Origin of the sequence: Sinomonas sp. G460-2 (genome assembly GCF_047759905.1) — a bacterium.
GTDB lineage: Bacteria > Actinomycetota > Actinomycetes > Actinomycetales > Micrococcaceae > Sinomonas.
In genome coordinates, this window is sequence record NZ_JBKZWT010000023.1 from 1 (window position 1) to 26,977 (window position 26,977).

The window sequence follows — 26,977 nt, forward strand, 5'->3', positions numbered from 1 at the left end:
CCGGAGACGGTCTGCGGGAGGTCGCCCGGCCGGACGGACTGGGACGGTCCGTAGGCGCTCGCGGGGAGACCCTTGAGGTTCTCGGGGCGGGCGTGGCGCGCTCCGAGGACTCCCGGGGCTGGGGCGGCCCACGCCGAGAACTTGCCCGACTCGGTCCCGAGGGTGAGCGCGTACTTCGTGTCGACGTAGGCCAGCGCCTCCCACGGCACGCCGATGCGGCGCAGCGGGTTGACGAGTTCGACGCCGGCATCGCTCACCACGACGGCGGGTCGCCAGAAAAGCGCCCAGCCGGCGAACGCCATGAGGGCGAGCGGCGCCGCGAAGCGCAGCCCCACGAGGCCGGACTGGGCCACCGTGACCACGGCCCCGAACACCGCGAGCGCCCACAGCATGATGGCCAGGGCCTTGTTGCTGCGGGCCTTGAAGACGTCGACCGGACCGGCATGCTGCAGAGCGCTCATGCCCCCCATAATTCAGGATTCCGTCCTTCGGGCCAATGCAGCCCGGCGGGGACGGTGCACGGAAGGAAAAGCAGAGGATGACTGAGAACCTCGGCATGGCAGGAAAGTCGCGCCGCTCCGCGAAGGGCGGTGGCATCGGGGGCGATCTGGTGAAGGGCCAGATGGTGCTCGAGGTCAAGGACCTGAGCGTCGATTTCGGCGTCGAGAAGGAATGGGTCCCGGCGGCGATCAACCTCAATTACGAGGTGCGCGCGGGCGAGGTCCTCGCGATCGTCGGCGAGTCGGGCTCGGGCAAGTCCGCGAGCTCGATGGCCCTCCTCGGCCTCCTCCCGTCGAACAGCCGCGTGGCCGGGAGCGTCAAGCTCGCGGGCCAGGAGCTGCTCGGCAAGGACCGCTCGGCGACCCGAAAGGTCCGCGGCAACGACGTCGCCGTCATCTTCCAGGAGCCCATGACGGCGCTCAACCCCGTCTACACGATCGGGAACCAGATTGTGGAGACTATCCGCCTCCACAACCCGGTCTCCCCGGACGAGGCGAGGGCCCGCGCCATCAAGATGCTCGAGCTCGTCGAGCTTCCGGACCCCGAGAAGGCCTTCAAGTCCTACCCGCACCAGCTCTCGGGCGGCCAGCGCCAGCGCGCCATGATCGCGCAGTCCCTCTCGTGCGATCCCAAGCTCCTCATCGCCGATGAGCCCACGACCGCCCTCGACGTGACCGTCCAGGCCGAGATTCTCGACCTCATGCGGCACCTCAAGGACAAGCTCAACAGCGCGGTCATCCTCATCACGCACGACATGGGCGTCGTCGCCGACCTCGCGGACCGCATCGCGGTCATGCGCCGCGGCGTGATCGTCGAGGCGGGCAGCGCGGAGCAGATCTTCCACAGCCCGCAGCACGAGTACACGCAGGCGCTCCTCGCCGCTGTGCCGCACCTCGGGCAGGGCTCTGAGTCGGAGTCCGAGGTCGACATCACGGCCGCGCTGGCCGCCGCGACCCACACCGAGCTCGAGGCCGTCGACGCCGCCGAGCTCGCCGAGCGCGAGAAGGAGAACCGCGCGGCCCTCGCCGAGGCGGAGGCCGCCGTCGAGCGGCGCGGTGCCCCCGTCCTCGAGCTCAAGGGCGTGGCCATCGAGTATCCGAAGCAGGGCCGCGTCCCGGCGTTCCGGGCAGTCGAGGGCGCCGACCTCGTCGTGTACCCGGGCCAGGTCGTGGGCCTCGTGGGCGAATCCGGCTCGGGCAAGACGACGATCGGTCGCGCCGCCGTCGGCCTCCTCCCGGTCGCCGAGGGCTCGCTCAAGGTCGTGGGCCGGGAGATCTCGAGCCTCAAGAAGAACTCGAAGGAGCTCCACGACATCCGCCGCTCGGTCGGCATGGTGTTCCAGGACCCCTCGTCCTCGCTCAACCCGCGCCTCCCGATCGGCGAGTCGATCGGCGAGCCGATGTTCCTCGGTGGCGTCGCGAAGGGCGCGGACCTGCAGAAGCGCGTCGAGACGCTCCTCGACCAGGTCGAGCTGCCCCGCTCGTACCGCAACCGCTACCCGCACGAACTCTCCGGCGGCCAGAAGCAGCGCGTCGGGATCGCCCGCGCGCTCTCGCTCAAGCCGAAGCTCATGGTCGCGGATGAGCCCACGTCCGCGCTCGACGTCTCGGTCCAGGCCAAGGTCCTCGAGCTCTTCCAGGCGCTCCAGAAGGAGCTCGGCTTCGCGGCGCTCTTCGTGACCCACGACCTCGCGGTGATCGACGTCCTCGCGGATCACATTTGCGTCATGCAGCGCGGCAGGATCGTCGAGCAGGGCTCGCGCGATCAGATCCTGCGCAACCCGCAGGAGGCCTACACGCAGCGCCTCCTCGCGGCCGTCCCGCTCCCGGATCCGGAGAAGCAGCGCGAGCGCCGCGAGCTCCGCGAGCTGCTCCTCGCGAGCGGCATCGAGTAGGCCGCATCGAGCTAAGCGGCATCGAGCTAAGCGGCATCGGCAGGGGAAGTCACCGTCTCGCGACGAAGTCACCCTCAATGGGACTTACTGAGCGATTGGGTGACTTCCTCCCGGCGCCACAGGCTGGCTGCAGACCTGTCCGGCTTGTGCGCCCGGTCAGTCGTCTGGCCCCCGGGTCAGTCGATGCCGAATCCCTTGGCCTTGATCGCCTCCGCGAGCACGGGGGCGAGCCGCGCCTTGCCCGCGGGCTTGAGGTGGACGCCGTCGGCAAGCTGGCTCGCGAGATCGTAGCGGGAAATCCAGTCGCCGCATGCGATGAACGGGACCCCGAGTTCCGCCGTGGTGCGCCCCACGAGCGCGTCGACCTCGCTGCGCCGCCCCCCGCCGTCGGCCGTTGACTTCGCGAGGGTGCCGACCACGAGCTTCTTCGCGGAGGGATACGTGCGCGCGAGCTCCGCAAGGAGCGAGGACTCGCCGTGCGCGATGGCGGCGTCCGTGGAGCGCTGCGTGGCGTCGTTCCCGCCGCCCTGCACCACCACGAGCGCGGGGTCCCCATAGGGGAGGAGCCAATCGCCGAGGCGCAGCGCGGTGACGTAGTCGTGCACGCGGACGGCCAGGTTCGACACCGTGTAGCCGGTGCCGCCGCGCCCCGCGAAGTAGACCGCGTAGCCCGCCTGCTCGAGCCCGCGCCGCACCCAGCTGTCCGCGGGCTCGGATTGGGAGTCGCCGATGAGCACGGCGGTCTTCGCGAGGCTCCCGAGCACGACCTCCCGGCGCCCGTCGGCCGGGTTGAAGTAGATCGAGCCGAGCGGGAGCTGATCCGGCGCGGCGCTGCTGAAGCCCTTGGGCAGGCTTGTGCTGAGCGTGAGCGGTACGAATCCGGCGGCCGCGACGCGTGCCCCAAGGGCGGACGACGGCGGGTTGTCGGCTACCGAGGTGCTGGCCGCGGGCGCCGCGCACCCGCTCGCGGCGAGGGTTGCGAGGAGGACGGCGATGCCGGTCCAGGCAGCGCGCCGGGCGCGACGCAGGCTCAGATCGGCCCGCGCAATTCCCGGGTCGAGTGGGCTAATTAGGTCCATCCGGCCCTCCGCGGGAATCGGCACTCGTAGATCCATCGTAAGATAGAATCGCTGGCCCTGAAGAGGGTCCGTTCCGTTGTGCCTCAGCCGTTCGAGCTTTGTCAGGCGCCGGACTGCCGCGACCCACCGAATCGAGCCCGAAGCGAATGACTGAAACTGTGTCCACCGCGTCCCGTACCGACCTCCGCAACGTTGCCATCGTGGCGCACGTCGACCATGGCAAGACGACCCTCGTCGACGCGATGCTCAAGCAGACCAACTCGTTCGCCTCGCACGGCGAGGTCGAGGAGCGCGTCATGGACTCCGGCGACCTCGAACGCGAGAAGGGCATCACGATCCTCGCCAAGAACACGACCGTCCAGTACGGCGGTCCTGCGGCAGCTGAGGTCGGCGAGCCCCACGGCATCCTCATCAACGTCATCGACACCCCGGGCCACGCCGACTTCGGTGGCGAGGTCGAGCGCGGACTCTCGATGGTCGACGGCGTCGTGCTCCTAGTCGATGCATCCGAAGGTCCGCTCCCGCAGACCCGCTTCGTGCTCCGCAAGGCCCTCGCCTCGCACAAGCCCGTGATCCTCGTGGTCAACAAGACCGACCGCCCCGACGCGCGCATCGACGAGGTGGTCCACGAGACCATGGACCTCCTCCTGGGCCTCGCCTCGGACCTTGCGGACGAGGTTCCCGACCTCGACCTCGACAAGGTCCTCGACGTCCCGGTCGTGTACGCCGCGGCCCGCGCCGGCGCGTCCTCGCTCGAGCAGCCCGCGGACGGCACCGTCCCCGCGAACGAGAACCTCGAGCCGCTGTTCGAGACGATCATCAAGCACATCCCCGCGCCGACGTACGATCCCGAGGGCGTCCTGCAGGCGCACGTGACCAACCTCGACGCGTCGCCGTTCCTCGGCCGCCTCGCGCTCCTGCGCATCTACAACGGCACGCTGCGCAAGGGCCAGCAGGTCGCGTGGGCCCGCCACGACGGGACGCTCAAGACCGTCAAGATCACCGAGCTCCTCGCCACGAAGGCGCTCGAGCGCGTGCCCGCCGAGTCGGCAGGCCCGGGCGAGATCGTCGCCGTCGCCGGCATCGAGGACATCACGATCGGCGAGACGCTCACGGACCTCGAGAACCCGCAGCCGCTCCCGCTCATCACGGTCGACGATCCGGCGATCTCCATGACCATCGGCATCAACACGTCCCCGCTCGCAGGCCGGGTCAAGGGCGCCAAGGTCACGGCCCGCCAGGTCAAGGACCGCCTCGACAAGGAGCTCATCGGCAACGTCTCGATCCGCGTCCTGCCGACCGAGCGTCCCGACGCGTGGGAGGTCCAGGGCCGTGGCGAGCTCGCGCTGGCCATCCTCGTCGAGCAGATGCGCCGCGAGGGCTTCGAGCTCACGGTCGGCAAGCCCCAGGTGGTCACGAAGCGGGTCGACGGCCACGTGCACGAGCCCATGGAGCACATGACGATCGACGTCCCCGAGGAGTACCTCGGCGCCGTGACGCAGCTCCTCGCGGCGCGCAAGGGCCGCATGACCAACATGTCGAACCACGGCACGGGCTGGGTCCGCATGGAATTCATCGTGCCGTCGCGCGGCCTCATCGGCTTCCGCACGAAGTTCCTCACGGACACCCGCGGCGCCGGCATCGCATCGTCGATCTCCGAGGGCTACGAGCCGTGGGCCGGCGAGATCGAGTACCGCACGAACGGCTCACTCGTGGCCGACCGCGCGGGCGTCGCGACCCCGTTCGCGATGATCAACCTCCAGGAGCGAGGCACGTTCTTCGTCCAGCCCACGGCCGAGGTGTATGAGGGCATGATCGTCGGCGAGAACTCGCGCGCGGATGACATGGACGTGAACATCACCAAGGAGAAGAAGCTCACCAACATGCGCTCCTCCACGGCGGACAACTTCGAGGGCCTCACGCCGCCGCGCACGCTCACGCTCGAGGAGTCCCTCGAGTTCGCGCGCGAGGACGAGTGCGTCGAGATCACGCCCGAGGACATCCGCATCCGCAAGGTCATCCTCGACGCCAACGAGCGCCTCAAGGCGAGCCGGTCGCGCGCCCGCTCCTGAGTCGGGGTCGGCACCTGAGGCGAGGCGCGGCCGCTGAGGTGAGTGGCAGTTTCAGTTAGCGGACGACGGCGGGTGCCCACCCGCCGTCGTCCGCTTTCTCGTCCAAGGGTCACGTCCCGTGGGTGGCGCCTCGTTCAAGGGTCACGTCCCGTGGGTTCCACCCACATCAGGCGACCCCTGAACGGGCCACCACCCACATCAGGTGACCCCTGGATGGTTGGGTGGGCTCAGTCCGCGGTCGGGTCCGCGTGGTGGGCGATCATGAGCGAGGTCGCGCGCCCGTCCGGATCGCTCGGCAGCTCGGCGTACTCGTCGACGATCGCGCGCAGCTTCGCGAGCATCGCCTGGCGGTGCTCCTCGTTGAGCTTGAGGCCGAGGCGCCAGACCTCGAAGTCCTCGGGCGGGAGTGCCGCCGTCTCCTGGACGAACGTCTCAATGAGGATGGGACCCACGTCGTCGACGTGCTGCCCCCACGAGCGGCGGGTTGCCAGGTAGGGGACCTCGCGCGCCCCTCGCCGGCCTCGCCGTTCGGCCTGCGGCTCGAGGAAGCCGGTCGCGACGAGCGTCCTCACGTGGTGGAGCGTAGACGCCGGGTTGAGCCCGAGGAGGTCCGCGATCTCCTTGTTGGTGCGCGCGTTGTGGAGGCACAGGCGCAGGATGCGCAGCCGCAGGGGAGAGCCGAGCGCGCGGCCCTTCGCGGCGTCGTCGGACGTGGACATGGATCCACTCTACCCGGCAGTGATTGACACTTCTCAATCACTGCCCCAGACTGGCCGCGTGGCACTTCCTTCCATCGAGCGCGGCGCGGCGACCCCGCTTGCGCGGCGCCCCTCGTTCCTCGCGTTCTGGGCAGGGCAGGGCGTGAGCCAGATGGGCGTGCAGCTTGGCCAGCTCGCGCTGCCCGTCCTCGCGGTGAACCTGCTCGGCGCGAGGGAGATGGACCTCGGGGTGCTGAACGCGGCGTCCATGGCCGCGTTCCTCGTCGTCGGGCTGCCCGCCGGAGCGTGGGTGGACCGCTGGCTCAAGCGGCGCACCATGATCCGCGCTGACCTCGTGCGCATGGCAGCCATGTTTGCCGTCCCGCTCCTGTGGTGGTCCGGCGAGCTTCGGATGTGGCACCTCTTCGCCGTCGCAGCGGTGGTCGGCGTGGCCACGGTGTTCTTCGACGTCGCGTACCAGAGCTACATCCCGCTGCTCGTGGAGCGCGAGCTCGTCGCGGACGCGAACGGCAAGCTCGAAGCCACGGCACAGGTCTCGCGGCTCGGTGGGCCGGCGCTCGGCGGATTCCTGCTCACGCTCGTGAGCGCGCCGGTGCTCTTCGCGGGCGAGGCGGGCGGCTATCTGGTCTCGGCGCTGTGCCTCACGCGGGTTCGCGACGCGGAGACGAAGCCCGAGCGGGTCGAGGGAAGCAACCTGCTACATGAAATCCGTGACGGCGCGGGCTTCGTGGTGCGGCATCCGCTCATCCGCCGCGTCGTGGCGAGCACCGCGGTCGCGAACCTCTTCTCGTCCATCACGTACGTGCTCATGCCGCTCGTGATCCTGCGCGAGCTCGGCTTCGGGCCCGTGGGGCTCGGCACGATGCTCTCGATCGGCTCCGTGGGCGGCATCATCGGCGCGCTCGTGACTCCGCGCCTCGCCGCGCGCATCGGCGAGGGCCCGCTCCTCCCGCTCGGGCTCACCGTGGGCGCGCTCTCCGTGGTCCTCTTCCCGCTCGCGCTCGCGGCCGGCCCGGGGCCACTCGCCCTCGTGCTGCTCAGCGCGGGCGAGTTCTTCATGAGCTTCGGCGTGATCGTCTACAACGTCATGCAGGTGAGCATGCGGCAGCGCGTGTGCCCGCCCCGACTTCTCGGGCGGATGAATGCCTCGATCCGGTGCGTCGTGTGGGGTGTTATGCCGATCGGGAGCCTCCTGGGCGGTTGGCTCGGCGAACGGATCGGACTGGCCCCGACGCTCTGGATCGGCGTGGCGGGTGCGGCGCTCTCCTGCGTGCCGGTGGCAACCGGCCCGTTCCTCCGCCTCCGGAGGCTCCCGGACGCGGAGGGTGAGTGAGGCTTACCCGGCCGCGACCGGCCGCTCGCGCGACGTCCCGTCGAAGACGGTCCACGAGCCGGGGACGCGGTTCGTGACGCCGTGTTCGACGTCGCTCACGAGCAGCTCGGACCACGAAGCCCGCACCAGACGGATCTCGGTTCCGGGATCCGCCGGGATGAGTCCGAGGATGAGCGAGAGCGAGGGGGCGCCGAGCGTCAGGCTCGCGGCGGCGCGGCCCGTGCGGTCGGCGCTCAACTGGCATTCGGCGGTCTGCACGGTCCAGAGCGTCTGGCGGCCCCGCTGGAGGACGCCGTCGGCGGTGCGGGCCACGAGCTCGAGGACCGCGCCGAACCGGGCCCCGGCGTGGATGGCCGTCGCGCCGGCCCGCCCGAGGAAGTCCTCGGTGGCCTCGACGAGCAGTCCGCGCTCCACGACCGATGCGGCGAGGGCGGAGAAGCGGGGGACACGATGGCGATGATCCTGAGGAAAGATCTCGCGGACCGTGTAAGAGGGTGTGTGAGTGGGGGCTGGGCTCCAGGCTGCGAGCCGATCTCGGATGGACATGGCTGTGCTCTGCTTCTGACGTTGGTGTCGTTGCCTGCCTCCCAGCAGCAGCACGCGGGGCGCCCGAAGGCTTCCGCTGCCCGGCACGCGGGGCACAGGGGCCCCGTCGCCAATAAATCATCTTGATGGATAAATCTTAGATCGCGTGATATTCGTCACACAAGGGGAGTGGACTACGAGTTCTCTGACGGCGTGTGACGACGGGCGGGCGGCGGTGGGACCGGCTTGGCGGCGACGACGGCGTCGAGGCGGACTGTTGCGTCTCCGTGCCGCGTGCGAATCGTCGCCTCGGAGTCAGTGAGCCGAACGAGCTCCCCGAGGGCGTCCGTGAGCCCACCCTCGATGCGGTGGCGCACGACGACGCGCGTTCCCACCGCGAGCGAGGCGAGGATGTCCGCGGGGTTGGCTCCGCGAACGGGCCGGGCTGGGCGGTCTGGTGTCGGCACGCATCCATCCTAGGAGTGGGATGCTACGCCGTGTGACGGAATGGCCTGCTATGCGACGCGCCCGGTTAGGTCGTGTGGATTGGCGTGTGCGCGCGGAGCGATAATAGGCTCGTCCGGCCGGGAAGACTGACCGGCGGACGGGTCCATCAGCGAAAGTTCGTCAGAAGGTGCAGCAGTGACATACGTGATCGCGCAGCCATGCGTGGATGTGAAGGACAAGGCCTGCGTCGAGGAGTGCCCGGTCGACTGCATCTACGAAGGCGAGCGATCCCTCTACATCCACCCGGACGAATGCGTCGACTGCGGCGCGTGCGAGCCGGTGTGCCCCGTCGAGGCCATCTACTATGAGGATGACGTCCCGGACGAGTGGGCCGACTACTACAAGGCCAACGTCGAGTTCTTCGACGACCTCGGCTCGCCTGGCGGTGCGGCCAAGCTGGGCAACACGGGGAAGGACCACCCCCTCGTGTCCGCCCTGCCGCCGCAGAACCAAGACTGAGCGTGCAGAGCGGCAGCGGCGCGGCTGATTCCCGCGAGTCCTGGGCCGGCCTCGACACCGAGCGCGCGTTCGGACTCGATCTTCCGGACTACCCGTGGGAGTCCATGGCTCCGTACCTTGAGACGGCGCGGCGTCACCGCGACGGGGTCGTCAACCTCTCGATCGGGACGCCCGTCGACCCGACGCCCGAGCTTGTCCAGGACGCGCTGCGCGCGGCCGCCGACGCCCCGGGCTATCCGACCGTCCACGGCACCCCCGGAGTCCGCCAGGCCGTCGTCGACTGGTTCTCCCGCAGGCGCGGCGTCGAGGGCCTCGATGAGCAGGCCGTCATGCCGACCATCGGCTCGAAGGAACTCGTGGCCTGGCTGCCGTTCCTCCTTGGCCTCGGGCCGGGGGACGTCGTGGTCCGCCCGCGCGTCGCCTACCCCACCTATGACATCGGTGCCCGCCTCGCGGGCGCTTCCGCGGTCGCCGCGGACAGCCTCGAGGAGCTCGACGGGGCGACCCGCGCGCGCGTCCGTCTCGTGTGGCTCAACTCGCCCGCCAACCCGACGGGCGCTGTGCGGGACGCGGACCAGCTGCGCGCCGTCGTCGACGACGCCCGCGGCCTTGGCGCCATCGTCGCCTCGGACGAGTGCTACGCCGAGCTCGGCTGGGGGGAGTGGGACGTTCAGCGCGGCGGCGAGCCCGTGCCCTCGGTGCTCGATCCCCGCGTGAGCGGCGGCGACTTCACGCGGCTCCTGAGCGTCTACTCGCTCAGCAAGCAGTCCAACCTCGCCGGCTACCGCGCCGCGTTCGTGGCGGGCGCGCCAGAGCTCATGCCCAATCTGGTCAACAGCCGCAAGCATGCGGGCATGATCATGCCGTACCCCGTGCAGGAGGCCATGCGCGTGGCCCTCGGCGACGACGCCCATGTCGAGGCCCAGAAGGACCGCTACCGGGGGCGCCGAGAGCGGCTCGTGCCGGTGCTCGAGGCGTTCGGCCTCCGCATCAGCCACTCCGAGGCCGGGCTCTACCTGTGGTGCACCGCGGGCGAGGACACGTGGGCAACGATCGGTCGTCTCGCGGAGCGCGGGATCGTCGCGGGGCCCGGCGTGTTCTACGGCGACGACGGCGAGGGCTTCGTCCGCGTGGCTCTCACCGGAACCGACGAGCGGGTGGATGCCGCCGTCGAGCGTCTTACGCGGTCTTAGGGCGCCCGCCCCCAGCCACGCGCGCTTTCATGTCGTCCGCGATCGGCGGGACGGGGAGTACCGATTCGTCGGGCGTGCGCCCTCGGGAGTAGCTTTGGACTGTTGCGAGCATACCCATGTAAGGGGAACCATGACTGAGAAGAACGGTGCCACCCTGCGCCATGAAGGCGGGGAGTTGACCCTCCCCCGTATCGCCGCGGTCGAAGGCAACGACGGCTACGACGTGTCGAAGCTTCTGAAGGAGACTGGGGCCGTCACGTTCGACCCCGGCTTCATGAACACGGCGGCGACCACCTCATCCATCACCTTTATCGACGGCGACGAGGGCATCCTCCGGTACCGTGGCTACCCCATCGAGCAGTTGGCACAGCACTCGAGCTTCCTCGAGGTTTCCTACCTCCTCATCTACGGCAACCTGCCGACGCCCACGCAGCTTGAGGAGTTCGACCAGAAGATCCGTCGCCACACGCTGCTGCACGAGGAGCTCAAGAGCTTCTTCGCGGGCTTCCCGCGGGACGCCCACCCCATGCCGGTGCTGTCCTCGGCGGTGTCGGCGCTGTCGACGTTCTACCAGGATTCGCTGGACCCGTTCAACGAAGAGCAAGTGGAGCTGTCCACCATCCGCCTCATGGCGAAGCTCCCGGTCATCGCGGCCTACGCACACAAGAAGTCGATCGGCCAGGCGCTCCTGTACCCGGACAACTCCATGAACCTCGTGGAGAACTTCCTGCGGCTGTGCTTCGGCCTTCCGGCCGAGCCGTACGAGCTCGACCCGCTCGTCGTGAAGGCGCTCGACCTGCTCCTCGTCCTCCACGCGGACCACGAGCAGAACTGTTCGACCTCCACTGTGCGCCTCGTGGGCTCGGCCAACGCGAACATGTTCGCGTCCGTGTCCGCTGGGATCAACGCACTGTTCGGCCCGCTCCACGGCGGCGCGAACGAGGCCGTCCTCAACATGCTCCGCCGGATCCAGGCCGATGGCATCAAGCCTGAGGACTACATGGAGAAGGTCAAGAACAAGGAGGACGGCGTCCGGCTCATGGGCTTCGGGCACCGCGTCTACAAGAACTACGACCCCCGCGCGAAGATCATCAAGGCCACCGCGCACGAGATCCTCGGCAAGCTCGGCGGCAACGACGAGCTCCTCGACATCGCTATGCGGCTCGAGGAGAAGGCCCTCGCGGACGACTACTTCATCCAGCGCAAGCTGTACCCGAACGTGGACTTCTACACGGGCCTCATCTACAAGGCGATGGGCTTCCCCGAGAAGATGTTCACGGTGCTCTTCGCGATCGGCCGCCTTCCCGGCTGGATCGCCCAGTGGCGCGAGATGATCAAGGATCCGCAGACCAAGATCGGCCGCCCGCGGCAGCTCTACATCGGCGAGCCGGAGCGAGACTACCCGGTCCGCTAACGCCCACCGCTTCACCAACGACGACGGCCGGTGCCCTCCAAGCGGAAGGCGCCGGCCGTCGTCGTACTCAGTCGTTGTGCGCTGGCGGTCAGGCGGTCGCGTAGCCCATGGGGTTGTTCTTCTGCCAGCGCCAATGGTCCTCGCACATCTGTGCCACGGTCCTGGTCGTGGACCAGCCGAGATCCGCCAGCGCAGACGAGGGGTCGGCCCAGAAGGCGGGCAGATCGCCGGCGCGGCGGGCGACGATCTCAAACGGGATGGGCGAGCCGACGGCAGTTTCGAACGCGCGGAGCATCTCGAGCACGGACGTGCCTCGGCCCGAGCCGAGGTTCCACCGGTACACGCCAGCGTGGCCCTCGAGGTAGCGCAGCGCGGCGGCGTGGCCCTCGGCGAGGTCGACGACGTGAATGAAGTCGCGCTGGCAGGTACCGTCGGGCGTCTCGTAGTCGCCGCCGAAGACCATGAGCTTCTCGCGCCGGCCCACCGCGACCTGGGCGATGAACGGCACGAGGTTGTTCGGGATGCCCTGCGGGTCTTCGCCGATGCGGCCCGACGGGTGCGCCCCGACGGGGTTGAAGTAGCGCAGCAGTGCGATATGCCAGCGTTCGTCCGAGGCGCCGAGGTCGGCCAGGATGTCCTCGATCTGCTCCTTGGTGCGCCCGTAGGGGTTCATGGCGCCGATCTCCATCTTCTCGACGTACGGGTACGGGTTGTGCTCCCCGTAGACCGTCGCGGAGGAGGAGAAGACGATCGTGCGGACGTCGTGGCGGTCCATCGAGCGCAGGAGCGCGATCGTTCCGGCCACGTTGTTGTAGTAGTAGTCCAGCGGGATGCTCACGGACTCGCCTACGGCCTTGAGGCCCGCGAAGTGGATCACGGCCTCGGGGGAGTGCGCGTCGAAGACGGCGTCGAGGGCGGCCTCGTCGGTGATGTCCGCCTGGACGAACGCGGCCTCCCGACCGGCGAGTTCAGCCACGCGGCGCAGCGCCTCCTCGCTCGAATTCGCCAGGTTGTCCACCGCCACGACGTCATGCCCCGCCTCGAGGAGCGTCAGGACGGTGTGGGAGCCGATGTAGCCGGTGCCGCCGGTCACAAGGATACGCATGGGTCCATCCTAGGGGGCGGGGCCCGGCTGGTCCGCGCCCCCAGGGCGCTGTGACACCTGAACGCGACGCAGCACGGCCGTGCTGTCAAAGCGATACCGCAATGCTGTGCTAGACAGGGTAGGTGCCCAGATTCGTCGACGCGGCCGAGCGCCGTCGTGAGATCGTCGAGGCCGTCAAGCGGATCGTGGCCGCGGACGGCCTTGCGCGAGTGTCCCTGCGCGAGGTGGCGGGGGAGGCTGGCCTCGTGGTCGGCTCTGTGCGCCACTACTTCGAGACCGCGGAGGAGCTCAGGGTCTACGCGTTCACCGCGGTTGCCGAAGCCGTGGCAGAGCGCGTCGAGGCTGCGGACGGCGTCGTAGCGCAACTGTGCCAACTCCTCCCGCTCGACGAGGAGCGCGCCGTCGACCTCTGCGTCTTCATGGCCTTCCGCCTCGCCGCACGCACCGATCCGGCCCTCGTCCCCGTCGCGGACGCCGCGCACGGGCGCATCGCGTCCGCCGTCGGGCGCTCGGTGCTGGAGGCGATGCCGGACGCGGACCGGGACCAGCTCGTCGCCGAGGCGGAGCGGCTGCTCGCGACCGCGGACGGTCTCTCGCTGCACGCCCTCGTGCACGGGCGGTGGCTCGACGCGGAGCTGTGCGTCGCCGTCGTCCACGCGCAGGCCGCGACTCTCGGTCGGGGCTCGATTCTGTAAGCCGGAATCTCAACGGGAAAGTCAACCCGAGGGAACGCCTGTCGGCCCTGCGGGTGTCCCGCGAATGTCCAGAAGCCAGAAGCCCGAAGCCGCGACCGCTTGTGCCCTGATGCCGGCTGGTAACGATTTGGCCACCGATGCTTGCGTTTCGTCGACCCTACATGTAACGATACACAGAACAAGTCCTGTAACGATACATATCGACATCAACGACGATGGGAGAGCCGACATGGGTTCACGTGATCGCGCCGGCCGCTTCTACGCCGACCCGGCGCTGGCGGCGTTCGGTGGACGGTACTACCTGTACCCGACGACGGATGGGGCAGAGGACTGGTCGTCGACGACTTTCCGTGTGCTGTCGTCGGCTGACCTCCGGGAATGGGTCGACGAAGGGCAGATCCTCGATCTCGTGAGCGACGTCGCCTGGGCCGACCGGTTCGCGTGGGCGCCGGCGGTCGCCGAGAAGAACGGGCTCTACTACTTCTATTTCACGGCGGCCGACAACATCGGCGTGGCCGTCTCGATGAGCCCGGTAGGGCCGTTCATCGATTCCGGCGGTCCGATCATCGCGAGCGGGGCCTTTCCAGGTCGCGCCATCGACCCTTCCGTCTTCACGGACGACGACGGTGCCAGCTATCTCGTCTGGGGCAACTCCGTCGCGAATGTGGCCCGGCTGAGCCATGACATGCTCAGCATCGAGGAGCCTTCGGTCGTCTCGTGGAGCCACCCCACCTTCCGTGAGGCCGCGCATCTGCACCGACGTGGAGACACCTACTACCTGTCCTGGTCGGAGAACGATACGCGCGACCCGTCCTACCGCGTGAGGTGGGCCCGTGGAGCCAGTCCCTTCGGTCCTTGGGAGGACCACGGCGTGCTGGTCGAGCAGCGACCGGACGAGGGAATTCTGGCCACAGGTCACCACTCCATCCTTCGACTTCCGGGCACGGACGATTGGGTGATCGCGTATCACCGCTTCGCCGTTCCGGATGGGGACGGTTTCCATCGCGAGATCGTGATCGATCCGCTCCGGCACCTTCCCTCCGGCGATCTGGAGCCGGTCACTCCAGGACGATCGGCAATCCTCTTGACCTCTGACGCATTACCCGAAACTCTCGACTAAGAGAAAGAGAAAGCAATGTCGCTCACCACCTCATCCGGGCCGACCCGGCATCGAGTAGCACGGCGGACTGTTGTCGCGCTCATGGCCGTTGCCACAGCGGTGGCTGCGCTGACAGGCTGCTCCAGCGGCTCCAGCGGCTCCGGCGCCGAGTCGAAGAGAGTCACGTTCCTGTCCTGGGATCCGCAGACCACGATGCAGCCGTTGATCGACGAGTTCCAGAAGGAGAACCCCGGCTACACGGTCGAGGCCTCGTACACGCCGCCTGTCACCCAGTACGTCCAGAAGCTGCAGACGCAGCTCGGCTCCAACACCGCGCCAGACGTGTTCATCATCACAGCCGAGAACAAGACTCAGCTCATGGACGGAGGCTTCGTGAAGGACCTCAGCGGCGAACCGTGGATCTCCAACATCTCCGGTGCGGCGAAGGACACCTACACCAAGTCGGGGAAGGTCTACGGCGCGGCGATCGCCTCATGGGGCGGCGGCATCCTGATCAACAAGGATCTGCTGGCCAAGGCAGGCTATACGACGCCCCCGAAGGCCTGGCAGGACTTCATCGATCTCGGCACGAAGCTCAAGGACTCCGGCGTCACCGCCTTCTATGAGGCCTCCGACGGCATCCCGGTCACCCTCTCGGCGCTGCTCGGGGTGGAGAATGCCGGCATGAGCGGGAAGATGGACGAGCAGATCTGGGCGGGCCAGACGACGTTCGCGAAGACGTGGACCGACCCTCTGAAGACCTGGAACGAGCTGTTTGAGAAGGGCATCGAGCCTCGGACCGCGGCGGGCCTCACCGGCGACCAGGTGCTTCAGCAGTTCGAGCAGGGCAAGGTGGCCATGATCGGCACCGGCTCCTGGGCCCTCGGAGGCATCCAGAAGGCCGCCCCGAACCTCCACCTGGACTACCTCCCGGTCCCCAACCCGCAGGGCGACCTGTACTGGTGCGGCGCCGTCTCGCCGGGATACGCGATCAACGCGAAGGCGAAGAACACCGCCGGCGCAGAGAAGTTCGTCGAGTTCCTGCAGAGCAAGAAGGGAGTCGAGCTCTACCAGAAGGAGACCCAGTCGATCACCACGACCGGCGACTTCACTCCGTCGCTCGACCCCTCGCTCTCGACGATGGCACCTGCGGTCCGCGACGGGAAGTTCTACCTCCCCGCCGTGAACTGGCCGACGCACGCCGATGCAATGACCCCCGAGTCGGTGGCGCTGCTCCAGCAGACGATCTCCGGCAAGATCACCCCGGAACAGTTCGCTCAGGGGATGGACGCGAAGCTGAAGTCCCTGCAGTAGCAGCGGGAGGGTGGGCCGGCCCCCCAGCCGGCCCACCCTCAGACGCCTGCCAGATCCAAGGAAGCTCCATCATGGCCAATGCAACCACTGCCGAACGGCTCCCCACAGCCGCCCAGATGAGCTCGCTCCCACGCGTGCGGAGAAGGTTCCGGCGCGCGAGGGAAGGCTTCGCAGCCTACTGGTTCGTGCTCCCGATCACCGTGGTCTTCGTCGTGCTCTACCTGATCCCGATGGCGCAGTCCGTGTACTACAGCTTCACCGATTACAACGGCTACGAGTCGAGCCCCCACTTCATCGGCATCAGGAACTACGTTCGGATCTTCTCCGACCCGTCAATGCTCTCCGCACTCGGCTTCACGCTCACCTACGCTCTCGTGACGACTGTCGTGGTCACGGTCCTCGCGATCCCTCTGGCCCTGGTGCTCAACAGACGCTTCGTCGGCCGGAACTTCGTGCGCTCGGTGTTCTTCTTTCCCGCAGTACCGAGCGTTGCCCTGCTCGGGCTGGTGTGGACGTTCATCCTGTCGCCGCTGGGGTCCGGCGTGATCAACTCCGTGATCGGGCAGCTCGGGATCGCCCCGATCCCGTGGCTGTCAGACGATGCCCTCGCCCAGTTCGGCGTGATCCTGGTGGCCGTGTGGGCGCAGACAGGCTGGCACGCCATGCTCTACCTCGCGTACCTGCAGAGTCTTCCCTCGGACATTTTCGAAGCCGCCAAACTCGACGGCGCCGGTCGATGGCAGGAGTTCCGCAGCCTGACGCTGCCGCTGCTGACACCGGCCATAACGGTCAGCCAGCTCCTTCTGCTCACCGGTGGGCTGAAAGTGTACGACCTGCCCTTCACGCTCACGCATGGCGGCCCCGGATTCGCGACGCGAACCCTCACGCAGTCGATCATCGAGAACGGCATCGCCGAGTCTGACATCGGAAAGGCCTCCGCCCTCAGCGTGATGTTCCTCCTGGCAGTCGGGATCGTCATCGCCCTGCAGCTCGTCATCTCCCGCCGCCTCGAGGAGCGCTACTCATGAAGAAGAACAGGGGCATCATCCTCAGCATCGTGATGATCCCGGTCGCGTGCCTGGTAGCCGTGCCGTTCTACTACATCCTGGTGAACACGCTGAAGACCCAGCCCGAGTCCACTGCGAACCCGCTGGCCCTCCCCGCGTCGCCGTACTTCGGCAACTATGTGCACGTCTTCCAGACGATCCCGGTCTTCCAGAGCTTCCTCAACACGGTCTACGTGACGGTGGTCTCGGTCGCGCTGATGCTCCTGGTCGGCTCGATGGCGGCGTTCGGCGTCCTCATCGGCAAGGGCCGCCTCGCCGCGATCATCGGAATGGTCCTCGTGGTGGCGTTTGTGGTGCCCGGGCAGGCGACCCTGATCCCGCTCTATCGCATGCTCGCAGGGGTGGAGCTCGTGGACTCGCTCAACGGACTCATCATCATGTACTCCTGCGGCGCGATCTTCTGCTACTTCCTGATCATCGGCTACATGCGCACCCTTCCGCTCGAACTGTTCGAGGCGGCGAAGATCGACGGTGCCGGCCCGTTCCGGGTCTATTGGTCAGTGGCACTGCCGCTGATCCGTCCGATCCTGGTCACCGTCGGCGTCTTCCAGACCATGTGGGTCTGGAACGACTTCATCACCCCGAACGTCTTCATCAATTCCCCCGACAAGCAGACGCTGGTGCTGCAGGTCTACACGGCGGTAGGACAGTTCACAACCGACTGGCCGGCCTTCATCACGCTCAGCGTCATCGTCCTGATCCCGATGGTGATCTTCTTCATCTTCGCGCAGCGCCAGATCGTCAGTGGTCTGGTCAGCGGCAGCGTCAAGGGATGATGCCCGCCCTATCGGCACGGTGCGAGCGCGCCACCTGCGGTCGACTCGCGCTCGATGACCTCGAAGGGGGCGACGAACTCGACCGGATCCCCCGCTTTGCCCTCGATCCGCGCGACCAGGAGGTCGACGGCCGTAGCCGCCATCAGGTCATGAGACGGGTTCACGCTGGAGAGGGAGGGCGTCAGGAACTTGCTGGCCTGCACGTCGTCGAAGCCCATGACCTTGACATCCCCCGGGACCGCGATCCCCGCGTCCGCCAGCGCCCGCACCGCTCCGAGGGCGACATAGTCGGTCACGCAGAACAGCCCGTCGAAGCGTGCTCCCCCGGCGATCGCGTCCGCGACGGCTTTCGCGGCGCCCTCGGGAGAGAAATCGTCGAGCACGAAAGTGAGCTGCGGGTCTTCGTCGATCCCGTGCTCCCGCAACGCCCGGCGATAGCCTTCGTGGCGGAGGCTCGAGGCGTCGACGTCGCCGGTGATGGCCCCGTGCAGGGCAGCGATCCTGCGGCAGCCCCGTTCGATCATGCGGCCCACGGCGGCCTGGGCGCCCTCGATGTTCGGCATCGCGACGTGGTCGACGGGTCCTTGGAAGATGCGCTCTCCCAGGATGACGACGGGGAAGTCCACGCGCAGAAGGTCCACGTCGGACTCGCCGAGGCCGACTGCGCTCAGGATGAGGCCGTCGTACAAGCGCAGCCTCGAGAGCGCCAGCGCCGTGAGCTCATTCTCCTTCGACCGGCCTGTCTGCTCGATGACGACGTGGAGGCCGTGTCGAGCGCCGTGTTCGATGACGGCCGCACCGAGCTGGCCGAAGTACGGGCGGTCCACCTCGGGGACGGCGAGCCCGATGGTGTGGGTGCGGCCGCGGCGCAGGTTCCGCGCCGCGACATTGACGCGGTAGTCGAGTTCATCGATGGTCTTCAGCACCTTCTCACGTGTCGTGTCCTTCACGTGCGGCCGACTGTTCAGAACATTGGACACGGTCATCGGCGAGACGCCCGCGGCCTTTGCGATGTCGCGGATCGTGACCATGGACCTTCTCCCCTCCGGCGCCGCCCGGCGGTTGCGGGGCGGTTTTCTATAACGTTACATCCTGCGGATTCAGGGCGCGCCGAGCTTCGCGGTCCGATCAGTCTCGGAAGGGGCAACAATGCACGAGCGGTTTGACGGGTTCCTCCTCGCGTACTTCGGAAACGGCGCTCAGCCGGACGCCGAGCAGGTCCGCATCGCCGTGACGCCGCGACGGGATCCCGGCACGTGGCTGCCGCTCAACGGAGGCCGGCCTGTCGTCCGGTCCGATGTGGGGGAGCACGGCGTACGCGATCCCTTCATCCTCAGGGACGGCAGCCGGGGACGATTCGTTCTGCTCGCCACCGACCTACGCACTTACCCGGACGCCGACTGGGCGCGGGCGGTTCGCCACGGCAGCCGGTCGATTGTGGTCTGGGACAGCACCGACCTCGTTCACTGGTCGCGTCCTCGTCTGGCCGCTGTCGCGCCAGCGGAGGCAGGGAACGCGTGGGCGCCCAAGGCCTTCTGGTCGGGCGAGCGAAACGCGTGGCTGGTGTTCTTCGCCAGTGCGGTATATGAGGGCCCCGACCGGCGCGAGGAGCGGCATCAGCGCATACTCGTCGCGGAGACCCGTGATTTCTCCCGATTCTCCCCGGCGTCGACGTATCTGGATCCGGGTCACGACGTGATCGATGCGACGTTCCTTCAGTGGCACGATGAGTTCTCAAGGTTCACGGCGGACTCGCTCACGAACCGCCCGGGTGAGGAGTGGCGCTTCGTTTCGCAGGAGCGGGGAACCGCTCTGACATCGACCGATTGGGCGCCCGTCGCCCGCGACCTCGGTGCCGGCAGCCAGCGCCATGCAGAGGGACCGGCGCCGTTCGCAGCTCTGGATGGAGGCGGGGCGTACCTTCTGCTCGACGAATTCGAGCTCCGCGGCTATCAGCTCTACAGCAGTCGCTCGCCGCACGACGCGGAATGGGAGCACGTCGCGAGCGCCCGACTCCCGGAGGGAGCCCGTCATGGCTCGGTGATACCCATCACCGCTGCCGAACGAGAGCGCCTCATCGCCGCCTACCCGGAGACGGACCTGTGAATACCGAGCCGATCGAACTGACCGCCGATATCGACGACCTCAACCCCATCCCGATCAGCGAGGACCTCTGGGGCGTCTTCTTCGAGGACATCAACCACTCGGCCGACGGTGGCCTCTACGCGGAACTGGTCCGCAACCGTTCCTTCTCGTTCAGCGAACGGGACGCACCCGGCTGGGGCGCCCTGACCGGCTGGGAGGTCACGGGCGATGTGCGTGAGCCGGACGGCCAACCCGGGGTCGTCTTGGACGGGAGGGCGGCGGAAGCGGCCATCAGCAACACCGGCTACGACGGGATCTCCGTTGCCGCGGGTGAACGCTATTGCCTGCAGCTGACGGGGGCGGGTCTCGACGGCGCCGCAGCAGTGCGGGTCGTGCTGAGCAGCGCACAGGATGAGACACTCGCCGCGTGCGAGGTCGAATTGACCCCCGAGCCCGGTGTGCAGCACCACGTGCTGACTCCCGTCGCCGCCGATCTCCTGGCTCGGCTGAGGCTGTCCGTTGTCGGTGGGGCAGTGGCCCTCAGCCTGGTCTCGCTCTTCCCCGAGCACACGTTCGGGCGCCCCAACGGGCTGCGCCCTGATCTGGCAGAGGCGATAGCCGCGCTCCGCCCGCGTTTCGTCCGCTTTCCCGGCGGCTGTGTGGCGCACGGCTTCGGCCCGGAGAATCTCTATCGGTGGAAGGACACCCTCGGGCCGATCGAATCGCGCAGGCAGGATTCCAACATCTGGGGGTACCACCAGTCGATGGGCATCGGCTTCTACGAGTACTTCCGGTTCTGCGAGCAGATCGGAGCCAAGCCGCTGCCAGTCGTCGCCGCCGGCGTCTGCTGCCAGAACAGCCCAGGCGGCCAGCATGCCCTCCCCGAAGAGGAATTCGCGGACTACATCGACGACGTTCTCGACCTCATCGAGTACGCCAACGGGCCGGCGGACAGCGGGTGGGGACGTGTTCGCGCTGAAGCGGGCCACCCGGAGCCGTTCGGACTCGAATACCTGGGCATCGGCAACGAGGATGAGATCACCGAGCAGTTCACCGATCGGTTCGAGCGACTCCTGCGAGCCGTGAAATCCGCCCACCCGGAGATCAGCGTCATCGGAACCGCAGGGCCTTTTCCCTTCGGCCGGGATTTCGAGCGAGGCTGGGACGTGGGCCGACGGCTCCGAGTGCCGATCATGGATGAGCACTCGTACAAGTCGCCCGGTTGGTACTTCCGCAACCTGGACCGGTTCGACGGGTACGACCGATCAGGGCCGAAGGTCTATGTGGGCGAGTACGGCTCCAAAGGGAACACGATGCTCTGCGCCCTCGCAGAAGCGGCGTACATGATCGGGATGGAGCGCAACGGCGATATCGTCCGGCTCGCGTCGTACGCGCCCCTGCTGGCAAAGATCGACAACACGCAGTGGGTTCCCGACCTGATCTATTTCGACAACCAGAGGGTCCTGCGTACACTCAACTACCACGTTCAGCGGATGCACTCCTGCAGCGCCGGGGACACCGTTCTCCCCGTCGAGCTCTCGGACGCGCAGCCCTGGTCGCGCCTGAGGACCTCCCGGGCCGGAGTCGCGGTCAAGGCGCTCACAGGCACTCTTCGGATCAGCGCGGCGCGAATCGGCGAGTCCGGTCCGGTGGACCTGACGGTGAGCGGGGGTGACCGCTTCGTGCCCCTGCAGATCGGCACCTCAGACGCGGACTACACCCTGACCATGCGCGCTGGGCTAGCGGACGGCCGCGACGGTTTCGTCATCGCGTTCGGGGACGTCGAAAGCGGCTCGGGGGCCGACGAATGGCACTTCGGAACCTGGGAGAACCGCTTCTACAGCCTTCAACGCCGCACCGACGGCTTTCTCGACGAGCTCGTCGACCCCGTCCCACTGCGAAACGCGTCTGAAGTCGACATCGAGATCCGCGTCAGCGGTCGTGGCTCGAAGGTCGAGTGCTTCGCGGATGGAGAACGCATCCACAGCTACACCGACCCCGGCACGCCTGAACAGCGGATCAGCGTCGGAGCGGTGCGGCGCAGCGCGGACGGCGACGTATTCCTCAAGGCGGTCAATGCCACAGGCCAGGTGGCGCGCGTGGACATCGCCCTCGCATCGGGTCGTCCGGTGCGCGGAGGCGAGCTTGTCGTGCTCCAGGCGCCGCCGGACGCGGGAGCGCCCTTCGAGGAGGCGCCCAGCGAGCCAGCGAAGTCGAGCCATCCCGATCTGAGCGGAGGCATCGTCCTCCAGCCATACTCGTTCACTATCGCGCGGCTCCCTATCGGATCCTGACATCGTCCGCCCGGGCCGCTCCTCGGGGTGGCGACGCTCCCGACTCAGGCTGTTGGGAAAGAGGATGCTGATCAGGAGTGCCGCCCCGCCCTGGTTCAGATCCGTGGCCCAGCAGACCTCGACACCGTCGGCCAAACCGAGCACGTCGCCGACAAGGGCGAGGATCTCGGCCTCGTCGTTGGCGAACTTCCGCGAGAGCAGCCTGCGCCCTTCAGCGTCGATCACCACGCAGTGGTGATGGGACTTGCCTGCGTCGATCCCGGCCCACAGCTCTGCCACGGGCACCTCCGTTCCTCTCGATGGGGCAACACGGTGCCCAGCGGACAACCTCGCCGTCATGTCCTTACACAGCGATCGGTCTCGCACTTCTCAATCTCTAATCGAAGAGGCTGGTCTGGGACTGGCTGGCAGACTGGCGTCCGGCCCTGCTTCGCGTGGCTCGGTCTCTATCTGGCCCCCTCGGGGTGCCCTTCCGCTGACTTGCCCGTGGAGCGGGGTCGGCGTCGGTCTGGCCTGTTCCGATGGCTTGATAGAAGGTCGCCCGCGTCCCGGTGCACCCGGCTCGCGTGGCTCGTTAGAGATGCGCCTCGCAACAGCTCCTCTCCAGACCGACGCCGCACGGCAGTATCCCTCGGCAAGGAAGGAGCCGCCGCGGTGACCATCGTGGCAGAGCGATACGAACATGTCATCGGCGTGGACACCCACGCCCGCACCCACACCTACGCGATACTCGACGCCGGCACGGGACGCACCGCCGACAGCGCGACATTCCCAACAAGCCCGGCCGGCCTCGGTCGGGCGGTGGCCTGGATCCAACGGCGCACCGCCGGGAACGTGCTTGTCGCAATCGAGGGCACAGGCTCCTACGGGGCCAACCTCGCCCGCACGCTGCAATCCGAAGGGATCGCCGTCTGCGACGTCCGCCCGCCCAGGCGCGCCTCCCGCGCCGGGAGAGGGAAGTCCGATGAGATCGACGCGGTCGCGGCCGCCCGAACGGCTCTGGCCTCCGAAGCGGAAGCGCTGGCTGCCCCAAGGGCAGACGGGCTCCGCTCGGCGCTGCGGGTGCTGCTCGTGGCCCGTCGGGCGATCGACGTCCGCAGGACCTCTGACCGGAACATGCTCACCGCGCTGCTGCGCAGCTTCGACCTTGGAGTCGACGCCAGGAAGCCGCTGACTGACGCGCAGGTGCGCACCGTGGCGGCCTGGCGGGCACGTCCCAGTGACGACACCGCCATGCGGACAATCCGGGAGGAGGGCCGAAGGCTCGCTGCTTCCGTCATCGACCTGACCAGCCAGATGGAGGATAACCACACGGCGCTGGGAAAGCACGTAGACGAGCTCGCGCCCGGGCTGCTCGACGTCCACGGGGTCGGGCCCGTCAGCGCAGCGATCGTCCTCACCGCGTATTCCCACAAGGGCAGGGTCCGGTCCGAGGCCGCCTTCGCGGCCCTCGCCGGTGCCGCACCGCTTCCGGCCTCCAGCGGCAACACCGTCCGCCACCGGCTCAACCGCGGCGGAGACCGCCAGCTCAACCGCGCTCTCGAGGTCATCGCACGCGTCCGCATGTCCAACCACGCCGAGACACGCGCATACGTCGAACGCCGAACCCTCGAGGGCAAGTCACGGCGAGAGATCCGCCGCTGCCTCAAGCGCTACATCGCCCGCCAGCTCTTCCGATGCCTGAACCGGATCCTGACCTGACCGACCAAACCGCGCCCGCTGGTGACCCCACCCGATTTGACCTCAAGGCATAGAAGGGTCAGCGGTCGAGCTGTCGCGGGGCACCGGGCGGCCATTCCGGCTCAGCCACACCAACGGCGAAAAACACAGAGCCATACCCGGTACCCCTGGGCGGTCAGAAGCCTACGGAACACCTCGAACCGCACCTAAAAAACCGTAAGGAATACACTGGGAATGCGGACTGGCGCCACACGCGAACGTACGCGAGGAGTCAAACCATGCACCAGACAGATGGGCCCGGGTGGCGCATCACCGTGGACACCTCTGGCCCGATGCTGCTTGCCCTCTATCTCAAGGACAATGCCGGACTGGTCGGGGCCGGGCTTCCGCCGCTCGCCCCAGCGCACCCCAAGATCAGAGAATCGGACCATCACCAGCTCACGCAGCACGTGGGCGGCCTCGGCGCCCTGCGCCGCGAGTGGGAGGTCTGGTGGTCTCGGCTCATCGAGAACCATCCCGACATGGTTCCCGAGGCGTCGCCGCCGGATTTTGAGGGGTTCAGCGAGGCCCCCGCGCTCCAGCGCTCACTTCAGGCGCATTTCGGCGCCGCGCTCACGTGGGCGCGTGAGCGGCGTGCGGACTACGAGCGGCTCGAGGCCCAGCGCGAGGCCCGCGGAGACACGCGCGTCTTCCAGGAGATCGTCGCCGAGCGTCAGCTCGAAGTAGGGCCGGCCGCGAAGGATTTCACCCTCACCATCATCGAGCTGCCGCTCGCCGAGGAGCGCGCGTGGCTCGTGAACGCGGACAAGGTCATCATGAGCCAGTCGCTCATGGACGATCCGGAGGTGCTCCGGAGCTACCTCACCCCAGTGCTGGAGATGATCATCTAGAGGCGCCGGGCGCCGAGCCTAAGGCGCCGGCGCGAGCGTGATGACGACGACGCCGGGCTGGGTCTGCGCGTCCGTCCAGCCCTTGTTGCCCTCCCGCACCCAGGCCTGACCGTCGACGTCGACGCGCGCCACGGCGAGCCCCTTCGCGTTCGCGACGGCCCACTGCGCGACCGACCACGCGAGTGCGCTGTCCGCCCGCACGGTGACGGTCTGGCCCGCGGCGACGCTCGCGGGCGTGGCGCCGTAGGACTGGGTGAGGGCGGCCCGAAACGCGATGGGGTCGCCAGCCGAGTCCGGCTTGCGCAGCGCGCAGTCGAGGGACGCGTGCGAGTTCCCCGTGAGCGCGGACGCATAGGCCCGGCCCAGGTCCTCGTGCTGCGAGTAGGCCTCGGGGTACGCGGAGCGCTGCACCTTCTGCGCGGCCTCGGTGACGGTGAGGGTCTCGTAGCCTGGGATCTTGACGAGTGCGTCGTAGAACGCGTTGGTCGCGTAGACGGGGTCCATGAGCTGATCCTCGGTGCCCCAGCCCTGCGACGGCCGCTGCTGGAAGAGGCCGCGCGAATCCGGCCCCGCGTGGTCGCCGTAGTTGATGTTGCGGAGCTTGGCCTCCTGCATCGACGTCGCGATCGCGATCGTCGCTGCGCGGGCTGGGAGGCCGCGGCGTACCGCGAGCGCCGTGATGAGCGACGCGTTCGCCGCCTGATCCGTCGCGAGGCTCTGCTTGTTCCCGTTGGCGATCGCCGTGCATCCCTCGACCACCGGCGCATCGCTCCGGTTGAGCACCGCCGAGGCGATGTACACCCCGACGCCCGCGAGCACGAGGGCCACGAGGACGGTGAGCGTGCGCCGCACGGCGCGTGCCTTGGCCATCCGGGGGCTCCTAGCTGCTCGCGCCGGGCCGGGGAGAGGACCGGCGCGGCGTCGGGGATCGTTGAGTCGGGTCCGAAGGGTCAGTTGGCGTGGAGCGCCTCGTTGAGGGACACGGTCTGGCCGTTGCGCGGGAGCGCCTCGACCTGACCGGTCGTCGAGTTGCGGCGGAAGAGGAGATTCGGCTGGCCCGAGAGTTCGGCGGCCTTGACGACTTTCTCGGCGTTCTCGCCGAACGCGTCCTTGAAACCGCTGATGCGCACGCGGGTGCCGGCCGTCACGTAGAGGCCCGCTTCGACCACGGAGTCGTCGCCGATCGAGATGCCGACGCCGGAGTTGGCGCCGAGGAGCACGCGCTCCCCGAGCGTGATGCGCTCCTTGCCGCCGCCGGAGAGCGTGCCCATGATCGAGGCCCCGCCGCCCACGTCCGAGCCGTCGCCCACCACGACGCCAGCCGAGATGCGGCCCTCGACCATCGACGTGCCGAGCGTGCCGGCGTTGTAGTTCACGAAGCCCTCGTGCATCACGGTCGTGCCCTCGGCGAGGTGCGCGCCGAGGCGCACCCGGTCGGCGTCGGCGATGCGCACGCCGGACGGGATGACGTAATCGACCATGCGGGGGAACTTGTCGACGCCGTACACGGTCACAGGCCCGCGGGGGCGCAGCCGCGCGCGCGTGGACTCGAAGCCGTCAGGGAGGCACGGGCCGAAGTTCGTCCACACGACGTTCGGGAGCTTGCCGAAGATCCCGTCGAGGTTGATCGTGTTCGGCTTCACGAGGCGGTGCGAGAGCAGGTGGAGGCGCAGGTACACATCCGCGGTGTCGGCGGGCGCCTGGTCGAGGTCGATCTGGACGAACACGACCTTGAGCTGCGTGCCGCGCTCCGCGTCGTCGCCGGCCTGGGCCGCCGCGACAAGCTCGGCCGGGGCCGCGTCCACGACGGCGTCGTCGCTCAAGTGCTCGGCCGCAGTGCCGAGCGCGGGTGCGGGGTACCAGACGTCGAGCACCGTCGCGATCCCGGCTCCGTCGGCACCGGACGCGACAGCGATCGTGGCGAGGCCGAAGCCGTGGGCAGAGCGGGGTGCGGCGGGCGATTCAGTCATGGGGCAAGTCTATCGAGCGGCCCCGCCCCGAGCCGAAACGCCGGTCACTCCCGGGACTATGCTTGCTGGGGTGACTTCCGTGACCCTCGAACTGACCCAGGACGTGGCCCTTCTCACCGCCGAGCTCCTCGATATCCCGAGCGTCTCGGGCACGGAGAACGCCATCGCGAACGCCGTCGAGTCTTCGCTCCGGGCCCTGCCGGGTCTGGCGGTCTTCCGCGACGGCGACTCCGTCGTGGCCCGCTCGGAGCTGGGCCTCGCCGAGCGCGTGATCCTCGCCGGCCACCTCGACACGGTCCCGCTGCC

24 protein-coding genes and 2 pseudogenes are annotated in these 26,977 nt (G+C 68.2%); 16 read left to right on the forward strand and 10 right to left on the reverse strand.

What is annotated here, in order from left to right; all coding sequences use genetic code 11:
• On the reverse strand, positions 1 to 461 hold a 461-nt coding region (locus tag ACLN58_RS04490; RefSeq protein ID WP_415854083.1), incomplete at its 3' end, for a PH domain-containing protein.
• A 161-nt stretch (positions 462 to 622) separates the two neighbouring features.
• Between ACLN58_RS04490 and ACLN58_RS04495 the strand changes: the two genes are divergently transcribed.
• Positions 623 to 2,395, forward strand: coding sequence for an ABC transporter ATP-binding protein (locus tag ACLN58_RS04495; RefSeq protein ID WP_415854105.1), 1,773 nt, complete (start codon positions 623 to 625; stop codon positions 2,393 to 2,395).
• A gap of 176 nt (positions 2,396 to 2,571) precedes the next feature.
• Here ACLN58_RS04495 and ACLN58_RS04500 read toward each other — a convergent pair whose 3' ends face one another.
• The gene (locus tag ACLN58_RS04500) at positions 2,572 to 3,498 is read right to left on the reverse strand and encodes an SGNH/GDSL hydrolase family protein (protein WP_415854084.1); all 927 of its coding nucleotides are present in this window, start codon (positions 3,496 to 3,498) and stop codon (positions 2,572 to 2,574) included.
• Between the two features lie 122 nt (positions 3,499 to 3,620).
• Between ACLN58_RS04500 and typA the strand changes: the two genes are divergently transcribed.
• Complete coding sequence (gene typA, locus ACLN58_RS04505; protein WP_415854085.1) at positions 3,621 to 5,546, forward strand: translational GTPase TypA; 1,926 nt, start codon at positions 3,621 to 3,623, stop codon at positions 5,544 to 5,546.
• Between the two features lie 227 nt (positions 5,547 to 5,773).
• Here typA and ACLN58_RS04510 read toward each other — a convergent pair whose 3' ends face one another.
• Positions 5,774 to 6,265, reverse strand: coding sequence for a helix-turn-helix domain-containing protein (locus ACLN58_RS04510; protein ID WP_415854086.1), 492 nt, complete (start codon positions 6,263 to 6,265; stop codon positions 5,774 to 5,776).
• A gap of 58 nt (positions 6,266 to 6,323) precedes the next feature.
• On the opposite strand from ACLN58_RS04510, the gene ACLN58_RS04515 reads away from it, so the two are divergent.
• A complete protein-coding gene (locus ACLN58_RS04515; RefSeq protein WP_415854087.1) occupies positions 6,324 to 7,598 on the forward strand; it encodes an MFS transporter in 1,275 nt (424 codons plus the stop codon).
• A gap of 3 nt (positions 7,599 to 7,601) precedes the next feature.
• Here ACLN58_RS04515 and ACLN58_RS04520 read toward each other — a convergent pair whose 3' ends face one another.
• Together ACLN58_RS04520 and ACLN58_RS04525 are read right to left on the reverse strand one after the other, a co-directional pair.
• On the reverse strand, positions 7,602 to 8,144 hold the full coding sequence (locus tag ACLN58_RS04520) for a hypothetical protein (protein ID WP_415854088.1): 543 nt from the start codon (positions 8,142 to 8,144) through the stop codon (positions 7,602 to 7,604).
• A gap of 173 nt (positions 8,145 to 8,317) precedes the next feature.
• Positions 8,318 to 8,590 (reverse strand): hypothetical protein, encoded by a 273-nt coding sequence (locus tag ACLN58_RS04525; protein ID WP_415854089.1) that lies wholly within the window; start codon positions 8,588 to 8,590, stop codon positions 8,318 to 8,320.
• 175 nt (positions 8,591 to 8,765) lie between these two features.
• Between ACLN58_RS04525 and fdxA the strand changes: the two genes are divergently transcribed.
• From fdxA to ACLN58_RS04540, 3 genes are all read left to right on the forward strand, one after another.
• Complete coding sequence (gene fdxA, locus ACLN58_RS04530; protein ID WP_307965278.1) at positions 8,766 to 9,089, forward strand: ferredoxin; 324 nt, start codon at positions 8,766 to 8,768, stop codon at positions 9,087 to 9,089.
• Positions 9,090 to 9,091: 2 nt separating this feature from the next.
• On the forward strand, positions 9,092 to 10,282 hold the full coding sequence (gene dapC / locus ACLN58_RS04535) for a succinyldiaminopimelate transaminase (RefSeq protein ID WP_415854090.1): 1,191 nt from the start codon (positions 9,092 to 9,094) through the stop codon (positions 10,280 to 10,282).
• 130 nt (positions 10,283 to 10,412) lie between these two features.
• Positions 10,413 to 11,696: a citrate synthase gene (locus tag ACLN58_RS04540; RefSeq protein ID WP_415854091.1), complete on the forward strand. Its 1,284-nt coding sequence runs from the start codon at positions 10,413 to 10,415 to the stop codon at positions 11,694 to 11,696.
• Positions 11,697 to 11,784: 88 nt separating this feature from the next.
• Here ACLN58_RS04540 and galE read toward each other — a convergent pair whose 3' ends face one another.
• Entirely contained in the window at positions 11,785 to 12,801 is a 1,017-nt protein-coding gene (gene galE, locus ACLN58_RS04545; RefSeq protein ID WP_415854092.1) for a UDP-glucose 4-epimerase GalE, read from the reverse strand.
• Between the two features lie 122 nt (positions 12,802 to 12,923).
• On the opposite strand from galE, the gene ACLN58_RS04550 reads away from it, so the two are divergent.
• The 5 genes from ACLN58_RS04550 (at position 12,924) to ACLN58_RS04570 (ending at position 17,752) form a co-directional block, all read left to right on the forward strand.
• Positions 12,924 to 13,496, forward strand: a complete 573-nt coding sequence (locus ACLN58_RS04550) for a TetR/AcrR family transcriptional regulator (RefSeq protein WP_415854093.1) — start codon at positions 12,924 to 12,926, stop codon at positions 13,494 to 13,496.
• Positions 13,497 to 13,725: 229 nt separating this feature from the next.
• A complete protein-coding gene (locus ACLN58_RS04555; protein ID WP_415854094.1) occupies positions 13,726 to 14,616 on the forward strand; it encodes a family 43 glycosylhydrolase in 891 nt (296 codons plus the stop codon).
• 15 nt (positions 14,617 to 14,631) lie between these two features.
• Positions 14,632 to 15,909: an ABC transporter substrate-binding protein gene (locus tag ACLN58_RS04560; protein WP_415854095.1), complete on the forward strand. Its 1,278-nt coding sequence runs from the start codon at positions 14,632 to 14,634 to the stop codon at positions 15,907 to 15,909.
• A 71-nt stretch (positions 15,910 to 15,980) separates the two neighbouring features.
• Positions 15,981 to 16,937 carry a carbohydrate ABC transporter permease gene (locus tag ACLN58_RS04565; RefSeq protein ID WP_415854096.1) on the forward strand — a complete coding sequence of 319 codons (957 nt, stop codon included), beginning with the start codon at positions 15,981 to 15,983 and terminating at the stop codon, positions 16,935 to 16,937.
• Positions 16,934 to 17,752, forward strand: coding sequence for a carbohydrate ABC transporter permease (locus tag ACLN58_RS04570; RefSeq protein ID WP_415854097.1), 819 nt, complete (start codon positions 16,934 to 16,936; stop codon positions 17,750 to 17,752). Before ACLN58_RS04565 ends, ACLN58_RS04570 begins: the two co-directional genes overlap by 4 nt.
• Positions 17,753 to 17,760: 8 nt before the next feature.
• Here the strand turns inward: ACLN58_RS04570 and ACLN58_RS04575 are convergent, their stop codons facing one another.
• Positions 17,761 to 18,783, reverse strand: a complete 1,023-nt coding sequence (locus ACLN58_RS04575) for a LacI family DNA-binding transcriptional regulator (RefSeq protein WP_415854098.1) — start codon at positions 18,781 to 18,783, stop codon at positions 17,761 to 17,763.
• Positions 18,784 to 18,901: 118 nt separating this feature from the next.
• Between ACLN58_RS04575 and ACLN58_RS04580 the strand changes: the two genes are divergently transcribed.
• Both ACLN58_RS04580 and ACLN58_RS04585 read left to right on the forward strand, forming a co-directional pair.
• On the forward strand, positions 18,902 to 19,858 hold the full coding sequence (locus ACLN58_RS04580; protein ID WP_415854099.1) for a glycoside hydrolase family 43 protein: 957 nt from the start codon (positions 18,902 to 18,904) through the stop codon (positions 19,856 to 19,858).
• A complete protein-coding gene (locus ACLN58_RS04585) occupies positions 19,855 to 22,131 on the forward strand; it encodes an alpha-L-arabinofuranosidase C-terminal domain-containing protein (protein ID WP_415854100.1) in 2,277 nt (758 codons plus the stop codon). The genes ACLN58_RS04580 and ACLN58_RS04585 overlap by 4 nt, the downstream gene beginning before the upstream one ends.
• A gap of 69 nt (positions 22,132 to 22,200) precedes the next feature.
• Here ACLN58_RS04585 and ACLN58_RS04590 read toward each other — a convergent pair.
• Positions 22,201 to 22,470 (reverse strand): annotated as a pseudogene (locus tag ACLN58_RS04590) (IS110 family transposase); the annotation flags it as partial.
• 315 nt (positions 22,471 to 22,785) lie between these two features.
• Here ACLN58_RS04590 and ACLN58_RS04595 point away from each other — a divergent pair.
• The gene (locus ACLN58_RS04595; RefSeq protein ID WP_415854101.1) at positions 22,786 to 23,832 is read left to right on the forward strand and encodes an IS110 family transposase; all 1,047 of its coding nucleotides are present in this window, start codon (positions 22,786 to 22,788) and stop codon (positions 23,830 to 23,832) included.
• Positions 23,833 to 24,089: 257 nt separating this feature from the next.
• A complete protein-coding gene (locus tag ACLN58_RS04600; protein ID WP_415854102.1) occupies positions 24,090 to 24,701 on the forward strand; it encodes a hypothetical protein in 612 nt (203 codons plus the stop codon).
• Between the two features lie 18 nt (positions 24,702 to 24,719).
• Here ACLN58_RS04600 and ACLN58_RS04605 read toward each other — a convergent pair whose 3' ends face one another.
• Together ACLN58_RS04605 and dapD are read right to left on the reverse strand one after the other, a co-directional pair.
• Complete coding sequence (locus tag ACLN58_RS04605) at positions 24,720 to 25,571, reverse strand: hypothetical protein (protein WP_415854103.1); 852 nt, start codon at positions 25,569 to 25,571, stop codon at positions 24,720 to 24,722.
• Between the two features lie 80 nt (positions 25,572 to 25,651).
• Positions 25,652 to 26,671 carry a 2,3,4,5-tetrahydropyridine-2,6-dicarboxylate N-succinyltransferase gene (dapD, locus tag ACLN58_RS04610; protein ID WP_415854104.1) on the reverse strand — a complete coding sequence of 340 codons (1,020 nt, stop codon included), beginning with the start codon at positions 26,669 to 26,671 and terminating at the stop codon, positions 25,652 to 25,654.
• Positions 26,672 to 26,729: 58 nt separating this feature from the next.
• On the opposite strand from dapD, the pseudogene ACLN58_RS04615 reads away from it, so the two are divergent.
• Positions 26,730 to 26,977, forward strand: a pseudogene (locus ACLN58_RS04615) (succinyl-diaminopimelate desuccinylase); the annotation flags it as partial.

What these genes read in the sequence shown, in the direction of transcription:
- typA (WP_415854085.1), top strand. Translation starts at nt 3,621, where the DNA reads ATGACTGAAACTGTGTCCACCGCGTCCCGTACCGACCTCCGCAACGTT.
- dapD (WP_415854104.1), bottom strand. Translation starts at nt 26,671, where the DNA reads ATGACTGAATCGCCCGCCGCACCCCGCTCTGCCCACGGCTTCGGCCTC.
- ACLN58_RS04600 (WP_415854102.1), top strand. Translation starts at nt 24,090, where the DNA reads ATGCACCAGACAGATGGGCCCGGGTGGCGCATCACCGTGGACACCTCT.
- galE (WP_415854092.1), bottom strand. Translation starts at nt 12,801, where the DNA reads ATGCGTATCCTTGTGACCGGCGGCACCGGCTACATCGGCTCCCACACC.
- ACLN58_RS04495 (WP_415854105.1), top strand. Translation starts at nt 623, where the DNA reads ATGGTGCTCGAGGTCAAGGACCTGAGCGTCGATTTCGGCGTCGAGAAG.
- ACLN58_RS04560 (WP_415854095.1), top strand. Translation starts at nt 14,632, where the DNA reads ATGTCGCTCACCACCTCATCCGGGCCGACCCGGCATCGAGTAGCACGG.
- ACLN58_RS04520 (WP_415854088.1), bottom strand. Translation starts at nt 8,144, where the DNA reads ATGTCCATCCGAGATCGGCTCGCAGCCTGGAGCCCAGCCCCCACTCAC.
- ACLN58_RS04510 (WP_415854086.1), bottom strand. Translation starts at nt 6,265, where the DNA reads ATGTCCACGTCCGACGACGCCGCGAAGGGCCGCGCGCTCGGCTCTCCC.
- ACLN58_RS04565 (WP_415854096.1), top strand. Translation starts at nt 15,981, where the DNA reads ATGGCCAATGCAACCACTGCCGAACGGCTCCCCACAGCCGCCCAGATG.
- ACLN58_RS04540 (WP_415854091.1), top strand. Translation starts at nt 10,413, where the DNA reads ATGACTGAGAAGAACGGTGCCACCCTGCGCCATGAAGGCGGGGAGTTG.
- ACLN58_RS04570 (WP_415854097.1), top strand. Translation starts at nt 16,934, where the DNA reads ATGAAGAAGAACAGGGGCATCATCCTCAGCATCGTGATGATCCCGGTC.
- ACLN58_RS04575 (WP_415854098.1), bottom strand. Translation starts at nt 18,783, where the DNA reads ATGGTCACGATCCGCGACATCGCAAAGGCCGCGGGCGTCTCGCCGATG.
- ACLN58_RS04555 (WP_415854094.1), top strand. Translation starts at nt 13,726, where the DNA reads ATGGGTTCACGTGATCGCGCCGGCCGCTTCTACGCCGACCCGGCGCTG.
- ACLN58_RS04605 (WP_415854103.1), bottom strand. Translation starts at nt 25,571, where the DNA reads ATGGCCAAGGCACGCGCCGTGCGGCGCACGCTCACCGTCCTCGTGGCC.
- ACLN58_RS04580 (WP_415854099.1), top strand. Translation starts at nt 18,902, where the DNA reads ATGCACGAGCGGTTTGACGGGTTCCTCCTCGCGTACTTCGGAAACGGC.